General features: G+C 68.7%; 15 protein-coding genes and 1 pseudogene. 8 read left to right on the top strand and 8 right to left on the bottom strand.

Features of this window, described 5'->3' with window-relative positions; all coding sequences use genetic code 11:
* Nucleotides 1–2 precede the first annotated feature (2 nt).
* The 3 genes from AB0M24_RS11875 to AB0M24_RS11865 all read left to right on the top strand — a co-directional run bounded on the left by AB0M24_RS11875 (nt 3) and on the right by AB0M24_RS11865 (nt 2,937).
* Nucleotides 3–899 (top strand): VCBS repeat-containing protein, encoded by an 897-nt coding sequence (locus AB0M24_RS11875; RefSeq protein WP_363764690.1) that lies wholly within the window; start codon nt 3–5, stop codon nt 897–899.
* 154 nt (nt 900–1,053) lie between these two features.
* Entirely contained in the window at nt 1,054–1,572 is a 519-nt protein-coding gene (locus tag AB0M24_RS11870) for a DUF4232 domain-containing protein (RefSeq protein ID WP_363764687.1), read from the top strand.
* A 45-nt stretch (nt 1,573–1,617) separates the two neighbouring features.
* Entirely contained in the window at nt 1,618–2,937 is a 1,320-nt protein-coding gene (locus AB0M24_RS11865) for a cytosine permease (RefSeq protein ID WP_363764684.1), read from the top strand.
* Here the strand turns inward: AB0M24_RS11865 and AB0M24_RS11860 are convergent.
* The 7 genes from AB0M24_RS11860 to ugpC all read right to left on the bottom strand — a co-directional run bounded on the left by AB0M24_RS11860 (nt 2,904) and on the right by ugpC (nt 12,721).
* Entirely contained in the window at nt 2,904–4,058 is a 1,155-nt protein-coding gene (locus AB0M24_RS11860; RefSeq protein WP_363764681.1) for a GDSL-type esterase/lipase family protein, read from the bottom strand. The two genes, AB0M24_RS11865 and AB0M24_RS11860, sit on opposite strands and share 34 nt — an antisense overlap.
* 82 nt (nt 4,059–4,140) lie before the next feature.
* Nucleotides 4,141–6,714 carry a tetratricopeptide repeat protein gene (locus tag AB0M24_RS11855; protein WP_363764678.1) on the bottom strand — a complete coding sequence of 858 codons (2,574 nt, stop codon included), beginning with the start codon at nt 6,712–6,714 and terminating at the stop codon, nt 4,141–4,143.
* A gap of 174 nt (nt 6,715–6,888) precedes the next feature.
* The gene (locus AB0M24_RS11850) at nt 6,889–8,049 is read right to left on the bottom strand and encodes an ABC transporter ATP-binding protein (protein ID WP_363764675.1); all 1,161 of its coding nucleotides are present in this window, start codon (nt 8,047–8,049) and stop codon (nt 6,889–6,891) included.
* Complete coding sequence (locus AB0M24_RS11845; RefSeq protein WP_363764672.1) at nt 8,046–8,951, bottom strand: carbohydrate ABC transporter permease; 906 nt, start codon at nt 8,949–8,951, stop codon at nt 8,046–8,048. The genes AB0M24_RS11850 and AB0M24_RS11845 overlap by 4 nt, the downstream gene beginning before the upstream one ends.
* Nucleotides 8,948–10,243 (bottom strand): ABC transporter permease subunit, encoded by a 1,296-nt coding sequence (locus tag AB0M24_RS11840; protein WP_363764669.1) that lies wholly within the window; start codon nt 10,241–10,243, stop codon nt 8,948–8,950. Before AB0M24_RS11840 ends, AB0M24_RS11845 begins: the two co-directional genes overlap by 4 nt.
* A complete protein-coding gene (locus tag AB0M24_RS11835) occupies nt 10,240–11,520 on the bottom strand; it encodes an ABC transporter substrate-binding protein (protein ID WP_363764666.1) in 1,281 nt (426 codons plus the stop codon). Before AB0M24_RS11835 ends, AB0M24_RS11840 begins: the two co-directional genes overlap by 4 nt.
* 7 nt (nt 11,521–11,527) lie before the next feature.
* Nucleotides 11,528–12,721, bottom strand: coding sequence for a sn-glycerol-3-phosphate ABC transporter ATP-binding protein UgpC (gene ugpC / locus AB0M24_RS11830; protein WP_363764663.1), 1,194 nt, complete (start codon nt 12,719–12,721; stop codon nt 11,528–11,530).
* A gap of 133 nt (nt 12,722–12,854) precedes the next feature.
* Here ugpC and AB0M24_RS11825 point away from each other — a divergent pair, with 133 nt between their 5' ends.
* The 5 genes from AB0M24_RS11825 to AB0M24_RS11805 all read left to right on the top strand — a co-directional run bounded on the left by AB0M24_RS11825 (nt 12,855) and on the right by AB0M24_RS11805 (nt 16,987).
* Nucleotides 12,855–13,541: a response regulator transcription factor gene (locus AB0M24_RS11825; protein WP_363764660.1), complete on the top strand. Its 687-nt coding sequence runs from the start codon at nt 12,855–12,857 to the stop codon at nt 13,539–13,541.
* On the top strand, nt 13,538–14,752 hold the full coding sequence (locus tag AB0M24_RS11820) for a HAMP domain-containing sensor histidine kinase (protein ID WP_363764657.1): 1,215 nt from the start codon (nt 13,538–13,540) through the stop codon (nt 14,750–14,752). The genes AB0M24_RS11825 and AB0M24_RS11820 overlap by 4 nt, the downstream gene beginning before the upstream one ends.
* Before the next feature lie 66 nt (nt 14,753–14,818).
* On the top strand, nt 14,819–15,565 hold the full coding sequence (locus AB0M24_RS11815) for a DUF899 family protein (RefSeq protein ID WP_363764654.1): 747 nt from the start codon (nt 14,819–14,821) through the stop codon (nt 15,563–15,565).
* A 92-nt stretch (nt 15,566–15,657) separates the two neighbouring features.
* On the top strand, nt 15,658–16,047 hold the full coding sequence (locus AB0M24_RS11810; protein ID WP_363764651.1) for a hypothetical protein: 390 nt from the start codon (nt 15,658–15,660) through the stop codon (nt 16,045–16,047).
* Entirely contained in the window at nt 16,034–16,987 is a 954-nt protein-coding gene (locus AB0M24_RS11805; protein WP_363764648.1) for a hypothetical protein, read from the top strand. The genes AB0M24_RS11810 and AB0M24_RS11805 overlap by 14 nt, the downstream gene beginning before the upstream one ends.
* On the opposite strand, the pseudogene AB0M24_RS11800 reads toward AB0M24_RS11805, so the two are convergent.
* Nucleotides 16,968–18,629, bottom strand: a pseudogene (locus tag AB0M24_RS11800) (trehalase-like domain-containing protein); the annotation flags it as partial. The gene AB0M24_RS11805 and the pseudogene AB0M24_RS11800 sit on opposite strands and share 20 nt — an antisense overlap.
* Nucleotides 18,630–18,874 lie beyond the last annotated feature (245 nt).

Genomic DNA, 18,874 nt, shown 5'->3' with positions numbered 1-18,874 from the left:
GCATGAAGCGCTTCATCGCCGCCGCCGTGGCGGTCGTCGCCACGATCACGGTGACCACACCCGCGTCCGCCTCGGGATCGGGTTTCTTCGACATCGTCTACCTCGACCGCAACGCCGAGGGCACCGTGAGCGCCTGGCGCAACGTCAACGGCCTCGGCTCGCCCACGTTCCCCGGCGGGCCGCGCGAGATCGGCAGGGGCTGGCCCGGCGACGAGCTCAAGTTCGGTGACCTCGACGGCGACACGTACGACGACATGATCTCGCTCAACGAGCGGACCGGCGTCGTGCGGGCTTTCCGCAACGTCAACGGCACGTTCCCCGGCAGCGGCGTCGTGGTCGGCACCGGCTGGACCGGCGACACCTACCGCTCGACGTTCTTCGCCGACATCGACGGGGACGGCCGCGACGAGATCATCTCGTTCCGGCGCGGCCACACCGGCGAGGTGTGGGCCTGGCGCAACACCAACGGCCTCACCGGAAACACCTACAGCGCCGGCTACCAGGTCATCGGCACCGGCTGGAGCTTCCCGGACCGCAGCTACTTCGCGGACATCAACGGCGACGGCAAGGACGAGATCATCTCGGTCGAGTCCACCGGCGAGGTCTGGGCGCACCGCAACGTCAACGGCCTCAACGGGTTCCCGTACACCGCCGGGCGCCAGGTGATCGGCACCGGGTGGAACCGGCACTGGGGCAACCCGTGGGCGCTGAAGTTCGCCGACATCAACAACGACAGGAGGGCCGAGATCATCTCGATCGACTCGATCGTGGACGGCAGCGGGGTGTGGGCCTACCGGAACGTCAACGGGCTCAACGGGTTCCCGTACACCGAGCCGGGCAGGAAGATCGCCACCGGGTTCGACGACTTCCGGACGTTCTTCGGCGAGATCTTCGCCTGACGCACAGACCGGCGACCGGAGGGCCTGCTGGTCCTCCGGTCGTTGGTTGCGACGTTTGAACCAACGCCAGGTTGCTCCATTAGGGCGAACATCACCCAGGTGAACCTCACCGCTTCGTGGACATCTTTCTAGGTAAGACCGAAAGAGGTGCACGATGAACAAGACAATCGCCGGTGTCGGCATCGCCGCGTTGCTGACCGCCGCCGCACTGCCGTTGCTGGCCGGAACCGCGTCCGCGAACCCTTCGGACAAGCCGTGCGACACCTCGGATCTCGTCGTCTCGGTGACGAAGGACCCGACGTCGGCCGCCGGGCAGCAGGCGTACGTCATCCACTACGTCGCCGCCGGGCCGCACACGAACTGCAGCCTGGTCGGGGCGCCGACCGCCGTCACGTTCACCAAGGGCAGCGGGCACAGCCAGGCGGACGGCAGCACCATCCAAGTAGTGCTCGACGACCCGTACAGCGTGCCGGCGCCGGTGAACGTGCAGCCGGGCAAGCCCGCCGAGTCGCGGATCCTGATGGCCTCGCAGGCGCCGGTCACGTTCCAGCCGAGCGTGGTCAACCTGAACCTGCCGGTCGCGGGTGGCGGGTACACGGTGACGGTGGGATGGCCCGAGGGCATGCCGCTGCGGGGCGACCACGTCGAACTCACGAACGTATCGCCCGCGTAAGCGCTTTCCCGCTAACGTCATCGGCTGGACGTTGGGGGGAACGCCGTGGAGAAGACGTTCGAGGTCGAGCGCAAGGGCATCGACTGGATCACCGACGAAGAGCGGCACGGCACGCCGCGCCGCCTCTTCTGGCCCTGGTTCGCCGCGAACGCCAGCTTCTTCACGGTGGCGTACGGGGTGTTCGTCGTCGGGCTCGGGCTGAGTCCGTGGCAGGGCGCGCTGGCCGTCGTGATCGGGCTGGGCGTGTCGTATCCCGTGGTCGGAATCGTCGCGCTGGCGGGGATGCGGGGTGGCGCGCCCACGATGACGTTGAGCCGCGCGGCTTTCGGCGTGTACGGCAACAGGTTGCCGACGTTGTTCGTCTACCTGTCGCTGGTGGGCTGGGAGACGATCAGCGTCTCGATCGGGGCGTTCGCGACGCGCACGATCCTGGTCCGCGTCGACCCGTCGCTCGACGGCGCGGTCGCGGTGAGCTTCGTGCTGATCATCGCCGTGGTGATCACGGTGGGCATCTACGGCTACAACCTGATCCTGCGGGTGCAGAAGTACATCACCATCGCGGTGATGGTCACGACTCTGGTCTACTTCGGACTGATCGTGCCCACGTTGGACTTCTCCCGCCCGGCGTCGAGCGGCGGGCTGGCCGCTTTCGCCGCCGGGGTGAGTCTCGTGATCGCCAACGGCATCGGCTGGACGTCCGGTGGCGGCGACTACAGCCGTTATCTGCCAAGGACTTCGTCGCCGCGTGCGGTGGCCGGCTGGACCGCGGTGGGTGCCGGTAGCGCGCCGTTGCTGTTGATGCTGTTCGGTGTGCTGCTGACGGCGGGCAATCCCTCGTTGGCCGCAGCGGCCGCTCAGGATCCGGTCGGGGCGTTCGCGGCGGCACTGCCGACGTGGTTCCTGATCCCGTTCCTGGTCGCGACCATCCTCAGCGTCGTCGCGGGCGCGGTGTTCAACCTCTACAGCAGCGGGCTGAACCTGCAGGCGCTCGGCGTGCGGCTGCCGCGGTGGCAGGCGGTGGCGATCGACGGCGTGATCATGATCGTCGGTGGTGTCTACCTGGTGTTCATCACGCCGAACTTCTTCGCGCCGCTGCAGTCGTTCCTGATCCTGATCGGCGTGGTGACAGCGGCCTGGGCGAGCATCTTCGTCGTCGACCTGTGGCTGCACCGGCGTGACGGCTACCTGCCTGACGCGCTGTACGACCCTGCCGGGGCCTACGGGCGTTTCAACGTGCCCGGCGTCGTGTCGCTCGTAGTGGCGGTCGCGGTCGGGTGGGGCATGGCCGCGAACGTCGGTGTGGTGGTGGCGTTCTTCGTCGGCGGGCTGCTCTACGGGGTGCTGAGCTTCCGCAGGGCGATGTAGTCCGCGATCGCCTGCTGGCCCGCGATGTTGGCGTGCACACCGTCACCCGTGTCGTAGGCGGGCAGGATGCTGTTGGGCTTCACCGGATCCGCGAGCACCTGGTCGAAGTCGGTCAGGCCGGTGCACGTGGCGCTGCAGTCGCTGCCGTGCTTCACGAACGCGGCGACGGCGTGGCGGTCCCTGTTGTTCTGGTCGGTGTAGCCGGGCCGGGGCGTGATCGGGGTGACGTGCACGGCGATGCCCGCGTCGCGCAGTCGCTGGAAGACCTTGCGGTAGCTGGAAATGATGTCTGCCGCTGTGCAGCCGTTCGCCAGATCGTTCGTGCCGTAGTAGTAGATCACCGCCTTGACGCCGTGCAGTGCCAGTACATCTCGTTGCAGGCGTGCTGCCGCGTCGAGGCCCGAGACCGCTGGTGGGCTGTTGGGGCAGACCGCGCTGGTCGTGCCGCTGATACCGGCGTTGGCGACGGCCAGCGGGATCTTCTCCGCGACGAGCCTGCGGGCGAGGACATCGCTCCAACGCCTGTTGTCCGTGCTGCCCACACCGTCGACGACCGAGCTGCCGAACGGGACGATCGTGCCGGTGAGCGCGGGGTTGTCGACGTCGACCGCGCTCACGACGAGCGTCGACTGGGTCTTCAGCGTGTACGCCGTCGTGGCGGTGTCGGCGGTGTGGTCGCCGGAGCCCGGCGGCGTGAGGTAGTTGTCGCGGAACGCCGAGTTGTGCTGGCCGGGCACGATCTCTCCGGCCGCGAACAGGCTGACCGCGAGGTCGTCGCCCGGTTTCACGGCGAGGGTCGTGGCGTCGCTCCAGGTTTCGCCACCGGCCGGGATCGTCACGCCGCGGCGGCCGCCGAACGTGACCTCTCGCGTGATCCCGACGGTGGCGTGGTCGATGGTCAGCGGCCGGGTTCCGAACGTGTTCTGCAGGCGGATGCGAACCGCGTTGCCGCCCTGGCTGAGGTGCGTGATCATCCGGATCGACTGGTTGCGCAGAGGCGTGGTGGCCAGGCGTTCCTGCGACTGCGCCCAGGCCGTGAACCAGGCGCGGTCCGCGCGTTGAGCCGCGGCTGTGCCCGTCGTGAGCAGAGTGAGAACGATCAGAGGGATCAGCTTCTTCATCGTTCCCGCTCCTTTTACAACGTTGGAAGCGCTCTCACGTCCATCTAGGCACAGCTTTCGGGCGGCGTCCAGTGGGAGTCGGCTACTCGGCGTCGATGCGGCGCAGAACGTCCGCGACGCGTTCGGCGCCCAGCCGATACCCGGACTTCGCGTGCAACGCCCAGGCTTCCTCCGCGTGCCCCCGAGCAGCGGAACGCCGGTGCTGCGCGAGATCCACCTCGGCGAGCACCCGCAGACTCTCCCCCTCGATCAGCCGATGCCCGGTCCCGCGGCTGATCTCCAGCGCCTCCAAGACCGAAGACCGCGCGGCATCGTACGAAGAGTGCCGAAGGTGCAGCAGTGCCAACGAGATCAGGGCATCACACCGGCCCCGCTGGTGCGAGGTCGCAACGGCGAGGTCCAGGGCCGTGTGCAGCTCCACACGCGCCTCCTCGTCGTACCCGAGCAGGAGGTGGGTGCTGCCGAGCACGTGCCACGCGCTGATCTGCGTGCGCCGCATGCCGAGGCGGGTGGCGATCTCCAGCGCCTCACGTGCGGTGTCCAGTGCCAGGTCGTAGCGCTCCAGGTCGCGGTAGGCACCGGAGAGGTTCGCGAGGTTGCCCGCTTCCTCGGCCGGCTCGGCGAACTCCCGGCACAGCGCGAGGCCTGCCTGGTAGTGCTCGATCGCGCGGTCCAGGCGGCCGAGGGCCTGACACGAGCGGCCCGCGTGGGTTTCGCCCAGCAGCACGCCGAAGCGGACGCCGTCGCGCCGGGCCGCGGTGATCGTCTCGGTGTGCAGCTCGTAGGCGCGGGCGAGGTCGCCGAGCTCCCAGTACGCGTCGCCGAGGACCAGCGAACCTTCGGTGGGGCGACCGTCCCGCTGCCACAGTTCGCGGGCCCGCTGGTAGTAGCCGGCGCAGTCGCGCGGCCGTCCCATCGAGATCGACGTGCGGCCCAGCGCGCACAGCACCACGCGGTAGAACTCGTTGTGGCCCAACGATTCCGCGGCAACAAGCGCATCACCCAGGAACGTCAGCGACTGCTCGTAGTCGCAACCGCACCAGTGCGCGTCGCCGATGATCCGCAACGCGTGCGCTTCCGCGAGCAGGTCACCGCTGCGCCGGGCCGCCTCCAGCACGACGGTGCCGGTGTCCAGCCACACCGCGTGCATGCGATGACGTTCGAACTGCGGGTGCAGCGCGATCAGCAGCTGCACCGCGAGCCGGGTGTGGCCCGCCCTGGCGGCGGCGTGCGTGGTGGCCACGAGGTTCTCGGTCTCGACGTCGATCCATGTGTTCGCGATGGTGTCGTCGATGAACGTCGTGTGCCGGTAGTCCTCGGCCAGCACGTGCCGGTACGTGCGCGGATCGACGCGTTCGCCGGCGTTGAGCAGGGTCAGCGCGAAGTGGCCCCACAACCGCTCGGTCGCGGCCGGGCGTTCGGCGTCGGCGAGGTGGGCGGCGTGCAGGCGCAGCAGGTCGTGGAACGTGTACCGGCCGGGCAGGTGCTCGTCGACGAGATGTGCCGCGATCAGCACGTCGAGGCACCGGCCCGTCTCGGCCTCGTCGAGCGACGTCAGCGCGGCGATCGCGTCCGCCGTCAGATCGAGGCCCGGCATGAGGCCCATCAGCCGGAACACCCGCTGCGAGCCGGGGTCCAAAGCCGCGTAGGACAGGTCGAACGCGGCCCCCACCGCCGTGTCGGGATCACCCGGCACGGCGAGCGAGGCAAGGCCACCGGAGCGCAGCGCGGACACGTAGCTCGCGATCGACCGGCCACCGAGCAGATGCGCGGCGGCGATGCGCAACGCCAGCGGCAGACCCGCGCACAGTTCGACGAGGTCGTCGACCGGTTCCGCCAGCACCCGCTCCTCGCCCAGCACCCGTGCGAGCAGCGTGCGTGCCGCGTCGCGACCGAGCACGTCCAGGTGAACGCGTCGCGCGCCGTCCCGGGCCACCAGGCCGTCGAGCCGATATCTGCTGGTCACGAGCACGAGGCAGCCGGACGAACCGGGCAGCAGCGGACGCACCTGGCGGGCGTCCACCGCGTCGTCCAGCACCACCAGGACGCGCCGGTCCGCCAGCAACGTCCGGTAGGTGGCCGCGGCGGTCTCGACGTCGGCGGGCACCTCGGCCCGATCCACGCCGAGGCCTGTCAGCAGGTGGGACAGCGCCTCCAGGGCGGTCAACGGGGTGCCGCCACCGTGACCGCGCAGGTTCAGGAACAGCTGCCCGTCCGGGAACCGCGACCGGACGCGATGAGCCCAGTGGACGGCCAACGTGGTCTTGCCGATGCCCGCCATCCCCGCGATCGCGGACACCACGACCGCGTTCGGCTCGCGGGCGAGCAGCGAGTCCATCGCGCGCAGCACGTCGTCACGGCCGGTGAAGCCCTCGACGGCGGCCGGGAGCTGCGCGGCCACGACGTGGTCAGGCGCGGAGGTCCGCGGCACCGGCTGCCGGGACGCCGCGGCGAGCAGACCCGCGCGCTCCTCCTCGCCCAGGCGTAACGCGCCGGCCAGGCGGGACACCGTCTCGCGGTGGGGATAGCGGCGGACCCCGCGTTCCAGCGTGCCGATCGCCTGCGCGCTGATTCCGGCCTGCTCGGCGAGCGCCTCCTGGGTCAGCGCCGCGGCCAGCCGGTGGTGGCGCAGCAGTGCGCCGAAGGACCCGTCCACACAGCCTCCCCTACACCGAACTGTATCGGTGGGCTGTGCGGGTTGTCGCTGTTGCCACCGCCGTTCGGGCTAAAGAATCTGCGTCAGGTCAAGTGGCCGGTCGGCTCCGCGGGGAGAGGGGGATCCGGCCACTTCCGGAAGGCCGGTTGCCGCGACGGGGGCGGCAACCGGCCTTCACACCCCCCGGCGGGTGCGCGGGCCGATGCGACGGCCGTTGCCCAGGTCGAAGAAGTGCAGTTGCTCCAGCGACAGGTGCACGCCGACGTGGTCGCCGTGCACCGGCCGCACGTCCGGACGCACCCGCAACGTCAGTTCGCCGGTTCTCAGCTCGTGCGACCCACACGGTTCGACACCCCAGGCGCCGACGTCGACCGACACCAGCGTTTCGTGGCCGTGGTGTTCCAGATGACGCACCTGACCTGTGAGAACCCCTGCCGAGCCGGGGGCCGCCGCGCGCAGGCCTTCGGTCCGGACGCCGACCGCGATGTCCTCACCGTCGTAGTGGGCCACCGCTCGCGCGCGCATGTCGGGCAACGGGAGGTCGATCACCTGGCCACCGACGTGCAACGACACGTGGCTGTCGACGACGACCTGGACACCTGCCTTGAACAGGCTCATCCGCGGGCTACCTAGGAACGCCGCCACGTGCATGGTCGCGGGATGGCGGTAGACCTCGTCCGGCCGGCCGGAGTCCTCCAGGACGCCGTCGCGCATCACCGCGATCCGGTCGGCCATGGTCTGGGCCTCGATCTGGTCGTGCGTCACGTACAGCACGGTCAGACCCAACGAACGAGCCATCCCCGCGATCTCGGCGCGCAGACCAGCCCGCAACACGGCGTCCAGATTGGACAGAGGTTCGTCCATCAGCAGCACGCGCGGGCCGCGCACGATCGCACGCGCCATGGCCGCGCGCTGGCGCTGGCCACCGGACAACTCGGCGGGCCGGCGACCGAGCAGATCACCGATGCCGAACGCCGAAGCAACAGACGCGATCCGTTCAGCGCGCTCCTCACGTGGACAACCGCTGACATCCAGCGGAAACCCGATGTTGTCCGCCACGGTCAGGTGCGGGTACAGCGCGAAGTCCTGGAACACCATGGAGACACCACGCGACCGAGCAGGGACGTCGTCGGCGGGGACTCCGTCGAGCACCACCTGGCCGCTGGTCGGCCGCTGCAGGCCCGCGACCATGCGCAGAATGCTCGACTTGCCGCACCCGGACGGGCCCAGGAGCACCAGGAACTCGCCGTCGGCCACGGTGAGGCTGACGTCCCGCACCGCCACCGCGCCACCGGGGTAGCGCAGGCTCACGTCCCGCAGCGCGACGGCGGTCATTTCGTCGAGCCCGCCAGCACGCCCTGCACGAAGTACTTCTGGAACACCAGGAACACCGCCAGCGGCACGATCATCGACAGGAACGCGCCGGTCGCGAGCATGTCGATGTTGGTGCCGAACTGCCGCAGCTGAGCCCGCAGCGCCACCGTGATCGGGGCCGAGTCCTGGTCCGCGAAGACCAGGGCGACCAGCAGGTCGTTCCAGACCCAGAGGAACTGGAAGATCGTCAGCGAGGCGATCGCGGGCTTGGCGACCGGGAGCACCACGCGTTTGAAGATCACCCACTCGGTGGCGCCGTCCATCCGCGCGGCCTCGATCAGGTCGCGCGGGATGCCGGCGAAGAAGTTGCGCAGCAGGAAGATGGCGAACGGCAGGCCGAACGCGACGTGGAAGAGCACCACGCCGGTGATCGTGCCGAACAGGCCCAACGCGCCGAACAGCTTCGCCACCGGGATCAGCGCGACCTGGATCGGCATCACCAGCAGCCCGACCACGACCACGGTCAGCGCCTCGCGGCCCGGGAACTCGATCCACGACAACGCGTACGACGCGAGCGACGCCATCACGACGACCAGAACCGTTGCGGGGACGGCGATGTAGAAGGTGTTGAGGAACGACTGCCACACCGCCTGGTTCGCCACGAGGTCGGCGTAGTTGTCCAGCGTCAGCTCGGCCGGCTTGGTGAAGATGGTCCACCAGCCGCTCGACGTGTTGGCCGACTCGTCGCGCAACGACGCGACCATCAGGCCGAACACCGGAACCAGCCAGAACACCGCCACCAGCGCGAGCAGCACCTGCACGAAGCCGTCGCCGAGCCTGCCGGCCACCCGCGACACCACGCCACGCCGAGGCGCGCCCGACACGGGTACCTCGATGCGGACCTCTTCTGCCACCAGGGTCACGACCGCTCCCGTCGGAATCTGCGGATGTTGAACAGCATCGCCGGAGCCACCAGCACGAAGAGGATCACGGCCAGCGCGCTGCCCGCGCCCTGGTCGCCGCCCGTGCCGAACGACACCTGCCACATCTGCAGGGCCAGCACGTTCGCCTCTTCCTGCACCGAGCCGGGGGCGATGACGAACACGAGCTCGAAGATCTTCAGGACGTTGATCACCAGCGTGACGAACACGACCAGCAGCACCGGGGAGAGCAGCGGGATCGTGACGCGGCGGAACACCTGCCACTCCGTCGCGCCGTCGACTCTCGCGGCTTCGAGGGCGTCACGCGGAATCGCCGAGAGCCCGGCCGCGATGAACGTGATCGCGAACCCCGTCATGATCCAGATCCACGACGAGATGATCACCGGCGTGATCAGCGACGGGCCCAGCCACGTCATCCCGCGGAACGGCAGCGAGAAGTTCGACGACGGCAGGTGGACCACGGCGTCGCCTTCAGCCAGGTCGGGGAACGTGAACCTGCCGTCGTCGCCGGTGGTCGTGCGCGCCACGACCTGCCCGTCGCGCACCGCTTCCACCGCCACACCGGGAAGTCCGCGCTCGGTCGGGTCGACCTTGCCCGCTTTGCCGCCGACCGACACGTCCAGCCACACCACACCGCGCAGCTCTCCCGAGCCCGAAGCGGGTGTAGACGCCGGAAGTGCCTGTGGCGGCACCTGCTGCGGGCTGAAACCCACCAGCGGCAACATGACCGTGTCGCCGGCTTGCACCGGAGCGTCGCCCACGAAACCCGCATCCGTTGCGGTGTAACCGGTTCGCGGCCGTGCGCCGGGGTACTGCGACGACGGGCTGAACATGTCGTGCACGCCGACCAGAACCGCGTTCACCACGCCCTGGTTCGGTGCTTCCTCGTAGACGAGCCGGAAGATGATGCCCGACGCGAACAACGAGATCGCCATCGGCATGAACAGCACCAGCCGGAACGCGGTCGCCCACCGGATCCGTTCGGTGAGCACCGCCAGGATCAACCCGATGCCGGTGACGGCCGCCGGAGCGACCACCACCCAGATCACGTTGTTGCGGAAGGCGATCAGCGTCCGCGGGTCGGTGAACGTGTCGACGTAGTTGCGCAGGCCGACGAACTCGTCACCGGACGCGTCGAAGAAGCTGCGGATCAGCGAGAACACCAGCGGGTACAGCACCAGCGCCGCGAGCACGACGAGTGCGGGGAGCAGGAACGGGATCGCCTGCCGGGGCGAGCGCCCCGGCGCGGCGTCCACGTTCGTCGTCAGCCTCATTTGCCGAAAGCCTTGGCCGCGTTGACTTCCAGGCGAGCCATGATGCCGTCGACGTCCTTCGGGTTGGCGAGGAAGTCCTGCAGGTCCTTCCACTCCCCCGCGCCCTTCGTGCCGCCGAACGCGGCCGGCGCCAGGTCGGACATGTCGAACCGAACGTTGTCGCCCGCGTCGACGATCCGCTTCGCCAGGTCCCGCGTGACGTCGTCCGGGTACGACTTGACGTCCTTGTTGGGCGACAGGAAGCCGCCCTGCCCGGCCCAGATCTCACCGGACTCCGGCGAGGCCAGGAACTTCATCAGCTCGGTCGTCGCCCTGTCGTCCTTGAACTGCACGGCCATGTCCCCACCGGCGACGACGGCGTCCTTGCTGCCCGCGACCGACGGGAACGGGAAGAACTTGGCGTCCTGCCCGACCTTCGCCTTCGTGTTGGTGGTGATCACGCTCGCCACGAAGTCCGCTTCGAACACCATCGCGGCGTTCGGTGTGTCGCCGAAGACGTTGATCACGGACTTCGGGAACTCGGTCTGCAGCGCGCCACCGGCGATCAGCGTCGGGTCGCCCCAGAGCTTCGCCAGTTCCTCCAACGCTTTCCGCACGGAAGGATCGGTCCACGGGATCTCGTGCTTGGACAGCTTGTCGTAGTTGTCCGGGCCCGCGGTGCGCAGGTAGACGTTCTCGAACCAGTCGGTGAGCGTCCAGCCGTCCGCACCGCCGACCGCCACCGCCGCGAGACCCGTCTCGGCGATCGCCTTGCTGGTCTTGACGAGGTCGTCCCACGTCGCCGGCGGAGTCGCGCCGACCTGCCCGAACGCCTTCTCGCTGTACCAGAACGCGGACTTGTTGGCGGTCTTGAAGGTGAAGCCGTAGAGCTTGCCGTCGACGCTCGCGAACTGCTTCCACACGGCCGCGTTGTGCTCGGTGACGGCCTTGTCGACCTCGGCGCCGACCGGCTTCAGCGCACCGGCCTTGGCGAACTGGGCGACCAGGCCCGGTTGGGCGATCAACGCGACGTTCGGCGGTGTGCCACCGGAGACTCTGGTCTGCAGCACGGTCGGGAGCTCGTCGCCGGCCGGTGTGTACTTGACGTCGGCGCCGGTCTTCGACTTGAAGGCCTCCAGCACCTTCTCGAAGTTCTTCTGCTCGTCACCGGTCCACGGGCCGACGATCTCGACCGTCTGTCCCTTCAGGTCCGAGCTGGTCCCCGCGGCACCTCCCGAGCACGCACTGACTCCTGCGACTGCGGTGAACGCGAGCAGTGCGATCAACTGCTTCCTCATCGAAGTCCTACTTCCAGATCGAGGACCCGGTGGCCGGGTCGAAGAAGTGCAGCCGGGAGGTGTCCACCCAGGCGGCGACGGGTTGTCCTTCGTAGATGCGGGTGCGCGGGCTGAACCGTCCGACGAGGACGGTTCCCTTGCCGCCGGTCTTCGGCAGATCGTCGGTACCGGCGTCCTGCGCGAGCTCACGGGTGTCGTCGGTGACGACGGGCGGGACGTCGACCGGGAAGTGCACGAGGACGTCCGAGCCCATCGCCTCGACCAGGTCGGCGACGGAGTGCAGGATCTGGCCTTCGCGAGCGTCCGCGAGGGCCGTGTCCTCCATGTCCTCGGGCCGGATGCCGACCACGACATCGCGGCCGACGTACTGCTTCAAGGCAGGCCGTTGCCGCAGCACCGATTCCGGCAGCAACAGGGCATCGGAGTTGAGCGAGACCCAGAAACGGCCGTCGTTCTCGTCGAGCCGCGCGGACACCAGGTTCATGCCCGGCGAGCCGATGAACCCGGCGACGAACAGGTTCACCGGCCGGTCGTAGAGCTCCTGCGGCGGCCCGACCTGTTGCAGCACGCCGCGCCTCATCACCGCGACGCGATCGCCCAGGGTCATGGCCTCGGTCTGGTCGTGCGTCACGTACACGGTCGTCACGCCGATCTCGCGCTGGATCCGGGCGATCTGGGCCCGCATCTGCACGCGCAGCTTGGCGTCCAGATTGGACAGCGGCTCGTCCATCAGGAACGCCTGGGGCGCCCGCACGATCGCCCTGCCCATCGCGACGCGCTGCCGTTGGCCACCGGAGAGGTTGCGGGGCTTGCGGTCGAGGTGCTCGGTCAGTTCGAGCACGTCGGCGACCTCGCGGACCCGGTGGTCGATCTCCTTCTTGTTCAGCTTGCGCAACGTGAGACCGAACGCGATGTTGTCGTACACGTTCAGGTGCGGGTAGAGCGCGTACGACTGGAACACCATCGCCACGTCGCGGTCACGGGACGGCACCTCGTTGACGACCTGCTCGCCGATGCGGATGGTGCCCTCGGTGATCTGCTCCAGTCCGGCGATCATCCGCAGCGCCGTGGTCTTGCCGCAGCCGGACGGGCCGACGAGCACCAGGAACTCCCCGTCGCGGATCTCCAGGTTCAGGTCGGTGACGGCGCGCGTGCCGTCGCCGTACGCCTTGCCCAGACCCGTCAGAACGACTTCTGCCACGTGAACTCCCTGGTTCGGTGTGACTGCAGACCGTAGGGCCGCCATCCCTAAGGAAGATTTAAGGACGAAACACGATCTCGATAAGCTCGAAACACCCATACCAATCGGCGGGTTCGCTGCTTACGCTGCGTGTATGTCGAAGGTGCTGGTGGTCGAGGACGACCCGGTGGTCCAGGCGGCGCTCGTGCACGCGCTGACCGACCTCGGGCACGTCGTGCAGGCCGTCGGCACCGCCGTGGCCGCGTTGCGCGAGGCCGGAACGAACGAGCTCGACCTGGTGATACTCGATCTGGGACTGCCGGATCTGGACGGGGTCGCTGCCCTGCGGATGCTGCGCGGGGTGTCGAACGTGCCGGTCATCGTGGCCACGGCTCGTGGCGCCGAGAGCTCGGTCGTGAGCACGTTGAACGCCGGTGCGGACGACTACATCGTGAAGCCGTTCTCGTCCGAGCACCTGGCCGCGCGGATCAACGCGCTGCTGCGGCGAACGGGTGGTTCTGCTGTCGCGTCGTCCGAGGTCGTGGTTCTCGGTGAGCTTTCGGTCGATCTCGCCCAGCGCGTGGCCACGCTCGGTGACAGCGTGCTCGCGTTGAGCAGGCGTGAGTTCGACCTGCTCGCGTATCTCGCGCAACGGCCGGGGCGGGTGATCTCGCGGCGGGAGCTCATCCAGGCCGTGTGGGGGCATCCGTACGTCGGCGATGACAAGACGATCGACGTGCACGCGTCGTGGTTGCGGCGCAAGCTCGGCGAAACCGCGGCTTGTCCTCGTTATCTGCACACGATCCGGGGCGTGGGGTTCAAGCTGGCGGCGCCGGAATGAGATCGGTCATCACCCGTGCGCTGCTGCTCGCGGCCGGGTTGGTGACGGTGGCTTTCCTTGCCACTGCTGGGTTCTTGGTGTTCACGCAGGCTGCTTCCGAGGCGTCGTCGGCTGATCAGCGCGATGTCGCCGTGGTGGCCGCTGTGCTCGCGGTTTCCGCCGACGCCGACGACATCAGGGGAACGATCGCGCGCACCGCTGCCGGAGCTGAGGGACGGCTGTCGGTCGTTCTGGCGGACGGCACCCGGCTCGGAGCCGGTGGCGGGTCACCGGTCGCTTCTGTCGACGGGGCTGTGGTGTCGGTCGTGCCCGCTGCTGTGCCGTTTCCCTTCGGCACGCTGTCCTTGGTGCTCGGCGTGGCGGTGGTCGCGTTGGGAGTGGCGGTGTGGTTGGGCCATCGGCCTTTCACGTCGGTGTTGAACGCCTTGCGAGTGCTGGCTTCCTCGGCCGGACGACGAGTGCGGTTGACGGGCCCGCAGGAGCTCGAAGCACTGGCCGGGTCGATCAACGCGGCCACCGAGCGGACTTCCTCGTTGCTGGCCAAGGAACGCGAGATGATCGCGGACGTCTCGCACCGGCTGCGCACTCCGTTGGCGGCCTTGAGGCTGGACGCCGACGCGGTGGGCTCCGGTCCGGTGGCCGACCGGATTCGCAGTGCCGTCAGCACCTTGGGGCACGACGTCGACCGGATCATCCAGGCGTTGCAACCGGAGGAGGGTTCCTCGGCCAGCACGTGCGACGTCGCGTCGGTGGTCGAGGCACGCATGGCGTTCTGGTCCGCGCACGCCGCCAACCAGGGGCGGATGCTGGAGGTCGACGTCGGCGAACCCGCCTGGGTGCCGCTGGCGCCCGACGCACTGGGCGCGGTGGTGGACGCGTTGCTGGAGAACGTCTTCCGGCACACTCCGGTCGCCGCTCCGGTCGGGGTGTCGGTGGTGCGGCACGCCGGGTGGGTGACGTTGGTGGTCGAGGACGGCGGGACGGGCGTGGCGGATCCGTCGTCGGCGTTGCACCGCGGCAGCAGTGGCGGCGGGTCGACCGGGCTCGGCCTGGACATCGCCCGTGCCGCCGCGGAGGCCACCGGCGGCACGATCCACCTGGAACGCGGCCGGCTCGGCGGCGCACGGGTGCGGCTGCGGTTCGGCGAGGCGAACAGCCACCACTCCCCCGCGAGTCCCCGAGCGTGGAGGTTGTGGCGCGGCCATCCGTGATGTCGAGAAGGCGTTTCCAGCTTCGACGTGTCTTGTGCAAGTGGAAGCGGACATTGGAGGAACGCCATGACACGCCCACCCATCGTCGACTTCTCGACCTGGGAAGCCGCACGGGATGAGCTGCTGGTCCGGGAGAAGGCGCACACGCACGAAGGAGATGCCATCGCCGCGGCTCGCAGGCGGTTGCCGATGGTCGAGATCGACGGCAAAGCCCTGGTCACGGGTGCCGGCGGACCGGTGCCGTTCCTCGACCTGTTCGAGGGACGCGACGAGCTCGTCGTCTACCAGCACATGTGGTGGGACGGGGCGCCGCACCAGGGCCAGTGCGAGGGCTGCACGTGGGTGCCCTGGCACCTGTCCGACGCCTCCTACCTGCACGCACGCGGGGTGTCGTTCGCGATCCTGACCGTGGGCGCGTGGGACGAGGTGGCGCCGTTCGTGGAGTTCATGGGCTACCGGCAGCCCTGGTACTCGGTGCAGGACGTGCCCGCGCCGATCGGTGGCGACATGGGGTACCTCTCGTGCTTCCTGCGTGACGGCGAGCGGGTGTTCCTGACCTACCGGTCGACCGGGCGCGGAACCGAGCGGGTCAACGGGTCGCTGGGGCTGCTCGACATGACGCCGTACGGCCGTGGCGAGAAGTGGGAGTCGATGCCCGACGGCTGGCCGGAGGGACGTGACCCCGGCTGGTTCTGGCGCACGGACGTCAACGGCAACCCGACCTGGGGACCGACCGGCAGGCCCGCCGCGCAGTGGACCCGGCCCGGCGTGACTCCCGAGACAACCCTCGGCCGCGACGGCCACTGCCACTGAGCCCGAGCCCGCGCCCGTCAACTTCTCCGATCAGCAGTTGTCGATCACCTGTTGATGAATACTCGGCTCCACTCCAGACGGAAGGGGACGCCATGGAGCTGGGGATGGGCGCGGGCTTCGCCGTTGCGCCACAGACGATTGAGGACTACGTGAAGAACGTGGTCGACAAGGCCATCACGGACATGACCACCACGGCCACAGAGTTGCAAGCGATGACCCACGCGTCGATGGACACCTTGGTGGGCCAGGCACACATGCCCGGCAGCACGAGGTTCACGACGACGTCCAAAGAGATGCTGGGCGAGTTCTTCGCGCTGCACCAGCAGATCACCGCCGGGCAGCAGGACATGCTCAACAAGATCGTCGGGTTCCGGGACAAGCTGATGCAGACGAAGGACACCTATCTCCGGGCGGAAGACGAGGTGCTGCACTCGTTCCGGCGCATCGAGGGCCTGTTCGGAGGCGGACATGGCACCGCCTGACCGGAAACCGGACCTCGACGCGCCGGAGAAGTACAACCTCGACCTCGACTTCCACCACAGCCCCGAGATCTCCGTGTGGGCCGACTGGCTGCTGCATCCGGAGCAGCACGACTACTGGCGCATCTACGTCTACCCCTCCGGCGACAAGGAGGAGTTCCCGCGCCGCAGCAAGCAGTGGGAGCAGGAGAACCCGGTCACCACGGAGTCGGTGATCCAGGGCCTCTACGTCGAGCAGTTCTTCGACCCGGCCCAGGGCCTCTCCGGTCAGAAACTGGGCGACGCCACGATCATGCACCTCACCGGGCAGGGACTGATCAACGCGTCCTGGCGGGTCGAGGACTGGAGCGACCGGCTGGCCGGTGGTTTCGAGGACGTGCGCAAGTACTGGGACAACAGCACGGCGTGCACCAACGCGGGCGACTTCCTGGGCGCGATCAACACCTACGCGAAGAAGCACGCCGAGATCACCGCGCAGATGGCGGTGGTGCTGCTCCGGTACGCGAGCACGATCAAGGCCTCGCGGCAGCGCCTCGACGAGGCGATGAAGCAACTCGTCGACGCCTTCCACACCAAGCACTACGCGAGTGACACCCCCACCGGCAAGATCCTCGCCGCCGCGATCAGCGTCATCGCCGCCACGGCACTGACCGCCGTGACCGCGGGAGGCTCGTCGGTCGTCGCCCCCGCCGTGGCCGCCGGGATGGCGACGTTGGTCGACAAGGTGGCCGGCGCGGCGCTGGAGGAGGACGTGAAGCAGGAGATCACCGAGATCAAGGGCCAGAGCTGGCGGAGCATCGTCGACAGCTACTTCTTCGCCCAGGCGGAGATCCTGAAGAGGGCGGGCGACGAGGTCGGCGCGCTGAAGAGCGAGATCACGAAGCTCAAGGCGGAGCTCGCGCGGCTCGCACCGATTCCCGAGCTCAAGGTCGGTCCCTGCTGAGCAACCGGGCGCACCGGATCAGGCCGAGGTGCGAGTAGGCCTGAGGGTGGTTGCCCAGCGATCGTTCGGCGACCGGGTCGTACTCCTCCGGCAGCAGTCCCGTCGGCCCGGCCAGCCGGACGAAGCTCTCGAACAGCTCCTCGGCGTCGGCACGCCTGCCCACCCGCAGGTAGGCCTCGATCAGCCAGGCCGTGCAGAGGTGGAAGCCGCCCTCGTCGCCGGGCAGGCCGTCGTCGCGCAAGTACCGGTAGACGGTCGGGCCGCTGCGCAGGGTCTCCTCGACCGCGACGACGGTGGCGTGGAAGCGCTCGTCGGACGGGTCGAGGAGGCCCGAAAGACCCACGTGCAGGGACGCGGCGTCGAGGTCGGTGCCGTCGTAGGCCGCGGTGAAGGCGCGGACGTCCGGGTTCCAGCCGTGGTCGAGCACGTCGGCGGCGATCTTGTCGCGCAGCACGAGCCAGTCCGCGTGCTGAGGACGGCCGAACCGGGTCGCGAGCGTGATCGCGCGGTCGAGGGTCTGCCAGCACATCACCCGCGAGTACACGCGGTGGCGCGGCACGTGGCGTTCCTCCCAGATGCCGTGGTCCGGCTCGTCCCAGCGGCGGGAGACGGCCTCGACCATCGCGGTCACGATCTCCCAGCACCGATCGGACAACGAGCCCACGGCCAGAGCGAGGTCGTGCACGAGGTCGGTGATCGGGCCGAACACGTCGAGCTGCACCTGGGAGTCGGCGAGGTTGCCGACGCGGACGGGTCCGGACCCCGCGTAGCCGGGCAGGTTGTCGATCACCTGCTCCGGACCGAGAGCGGTACCGCGGACCGTGTAGAGCGGGGTGAGGTGTTCGGGACCCGGCACGGTGGCGAGCACACCGCAGAACCAGTCCAGGAACGCCGAGGCCTCCGTCAGAGATCCCAGCGACACCAGTGCTTGCACGGTCAAGGCCGCGTCGCGCAGCCAGCAGTAGCGGTAGTCCCAGTTGCGGACGCCGCCGATCTGCTCTGGCAGCGACGTCGTGGCGGCGGCGAGCACCGCGCCGGTGTCGCGGTGACACAATGCGCGCAACGTAAGTGCGGATCTCAGCACGAGATCGGTGCACACCGCCGGCAGTCGCAGCGACGCTGACCAATCGGGCCAATCCGTGTCCACTTCGGACGGTTCGGGACCGAGCCCGAGCTCCAGCACGAAAGGCGGCGTGACCACGGCGGTCGCGGTGCCGTCGCCGATCTGCCAGTCCACACCGGGCGAACGCAGCACGATCGGCGTTCCCGCGACGCGCAGCCCGTCGTCGATCTTCTCCAGGACCACGTGCGCACGGCCGAAATCGGGACGTGGCGCGAACTCCACGAGCGCGGGAACGCGGCCTTCGACCGTCCGCACCAGACTTGAGGCCAAATGGTCGGTCACCCGCAAACCCGTCCAACGGGTTTGCACGGTCATCGTGCCCGGTGCATACCGTTGGCCCAACGGCAGCTGGTCCTTCTGGGGCCTCACCGAGAAATGCCCGGAACCGCCGAGCAGCGCGGCGAACAACGCGGGAGAGTCCGGCGAGGGGTGGCACAACCACGTCACGTCCGCGTCGGGCGTGACCAGGGCGAGGGCACGGCGGTCGGAGAGCAGGCTGTGCCGCTCGATGGGCACCGCCACGCGCACCGGGGTCAGGAAGTCCGTCACGACACGCAACGTAAGTGAGCGATAGGGCCATCCGACCCGACTTGGTCAAGACTTAGACCGGTCCTAAACCTCTTTTATTACATCAGGTTCGGATGCGTGGATTGTTCGTGTTGAGTCATCTCGATAGGGTCCGCGTATCAGTGGTGGGCATGACGTAAGGCGGCATCTTTGATCGGGCAGCGTGGGCGACCGCCGTCGGACGCCGACCTGATAGA

Source organism: Lentzea sp. NPDC051838, from assembly GCF_040681245.1.
Classification (GTDB): Bacteria; Actinomycetota; Actinomycetes; order Mycobacteriales; family Pseudonocardiaceae; genus Lentzea.
The sequence above is the reverse complement of the archived record's forward strand: the minus strand, read 5'-3'. Positions and strand labels throughout refer to the sequence as shown.

Excerpts from the sequence above, each read along its gene's own strand:
- AB0M24_RS11870 (WP_363764687.1), top strand. The coding sequence starts at position 1,054 with ATGAACAAGACAATCGCCGGTGTCGGCATCGCCGCGTTGCTGACCGCC.
- AB0M24_RS11850 (WP_363764675.1), bottom strand. The coding sequence starts at position 8,049 with ATGACCGCCGTCGCGCTGCGGGACGTGAGCCTGCGCTACCCCGGTGGC.
- AB0M24_RS11860 (WP_363764681.1), bottom strand. The coding sequence starts at position 4,058 with ATGAAGAAGCTGATCCCTCTGATCGTTCTCACTCTGCTCACGACGGGC.
- AB0M24_RS11875 (WP_363764690.1), top strand. The coding sequence starts at position 3 with ATGAAGCGCTTCATCGCCGCCGCCGTGGCGGTCGTCGCCACGATCACG.
- AB0M24_RS11825 (WP_363764660.1), top strand. The coding sequence starts at position 12,855 with ATGTCGAAGGTGCTGGTGGTCGAGGACGACCCGGTGGTCCAGGCGGCG.
- AB0M24_RS11815 (WP_363764654.1), top strand. The coding sequence starts at position 14,819 with ATGACACGCCCACCCATCGTCGACTTCTCGACCTGGGAAGCCGCACGG.
- AB0M24_RS11840 (WP_363764669.1), bottom strand. The coding sequence starts at position 10,243 with ATGAGGCTGACGACGAACGTGGACGCCGCGCCGGGGCGCTCGCCCCGG.
- AB0M24_RS11820 (WP_363764657.1), top strand. The coding sequence starts at position 13,538 with ATGAGATCGGTCATCACCCGTGCGCTGCTGCTCGCGGCCGGGTTGGTG.
- AB0M24_RS11835 (WP_363764666.1), bottom strand. The coding sequence starts at position 11,520 with ATGAGGAAGCAGTTGATCGCACTGCTCGCGTTCACCGCAGTCGCAGGA.
- AB0M24_RS11805 (WP_363764648.1), top strand. The coding sequence starts at position 16,034 with ATGGCACCGCCTGACCGGAAACCGGACCTCGACGCGCCGGAGAAGTAC.
- AB0M24_RS11810 (WP_363764651.1), top strand. The coding sequence starts at position 15,658 with ATGGAGCTGGGGATGGGCGCGGGCTTCGCCGTTGCGCCACAGACGATT.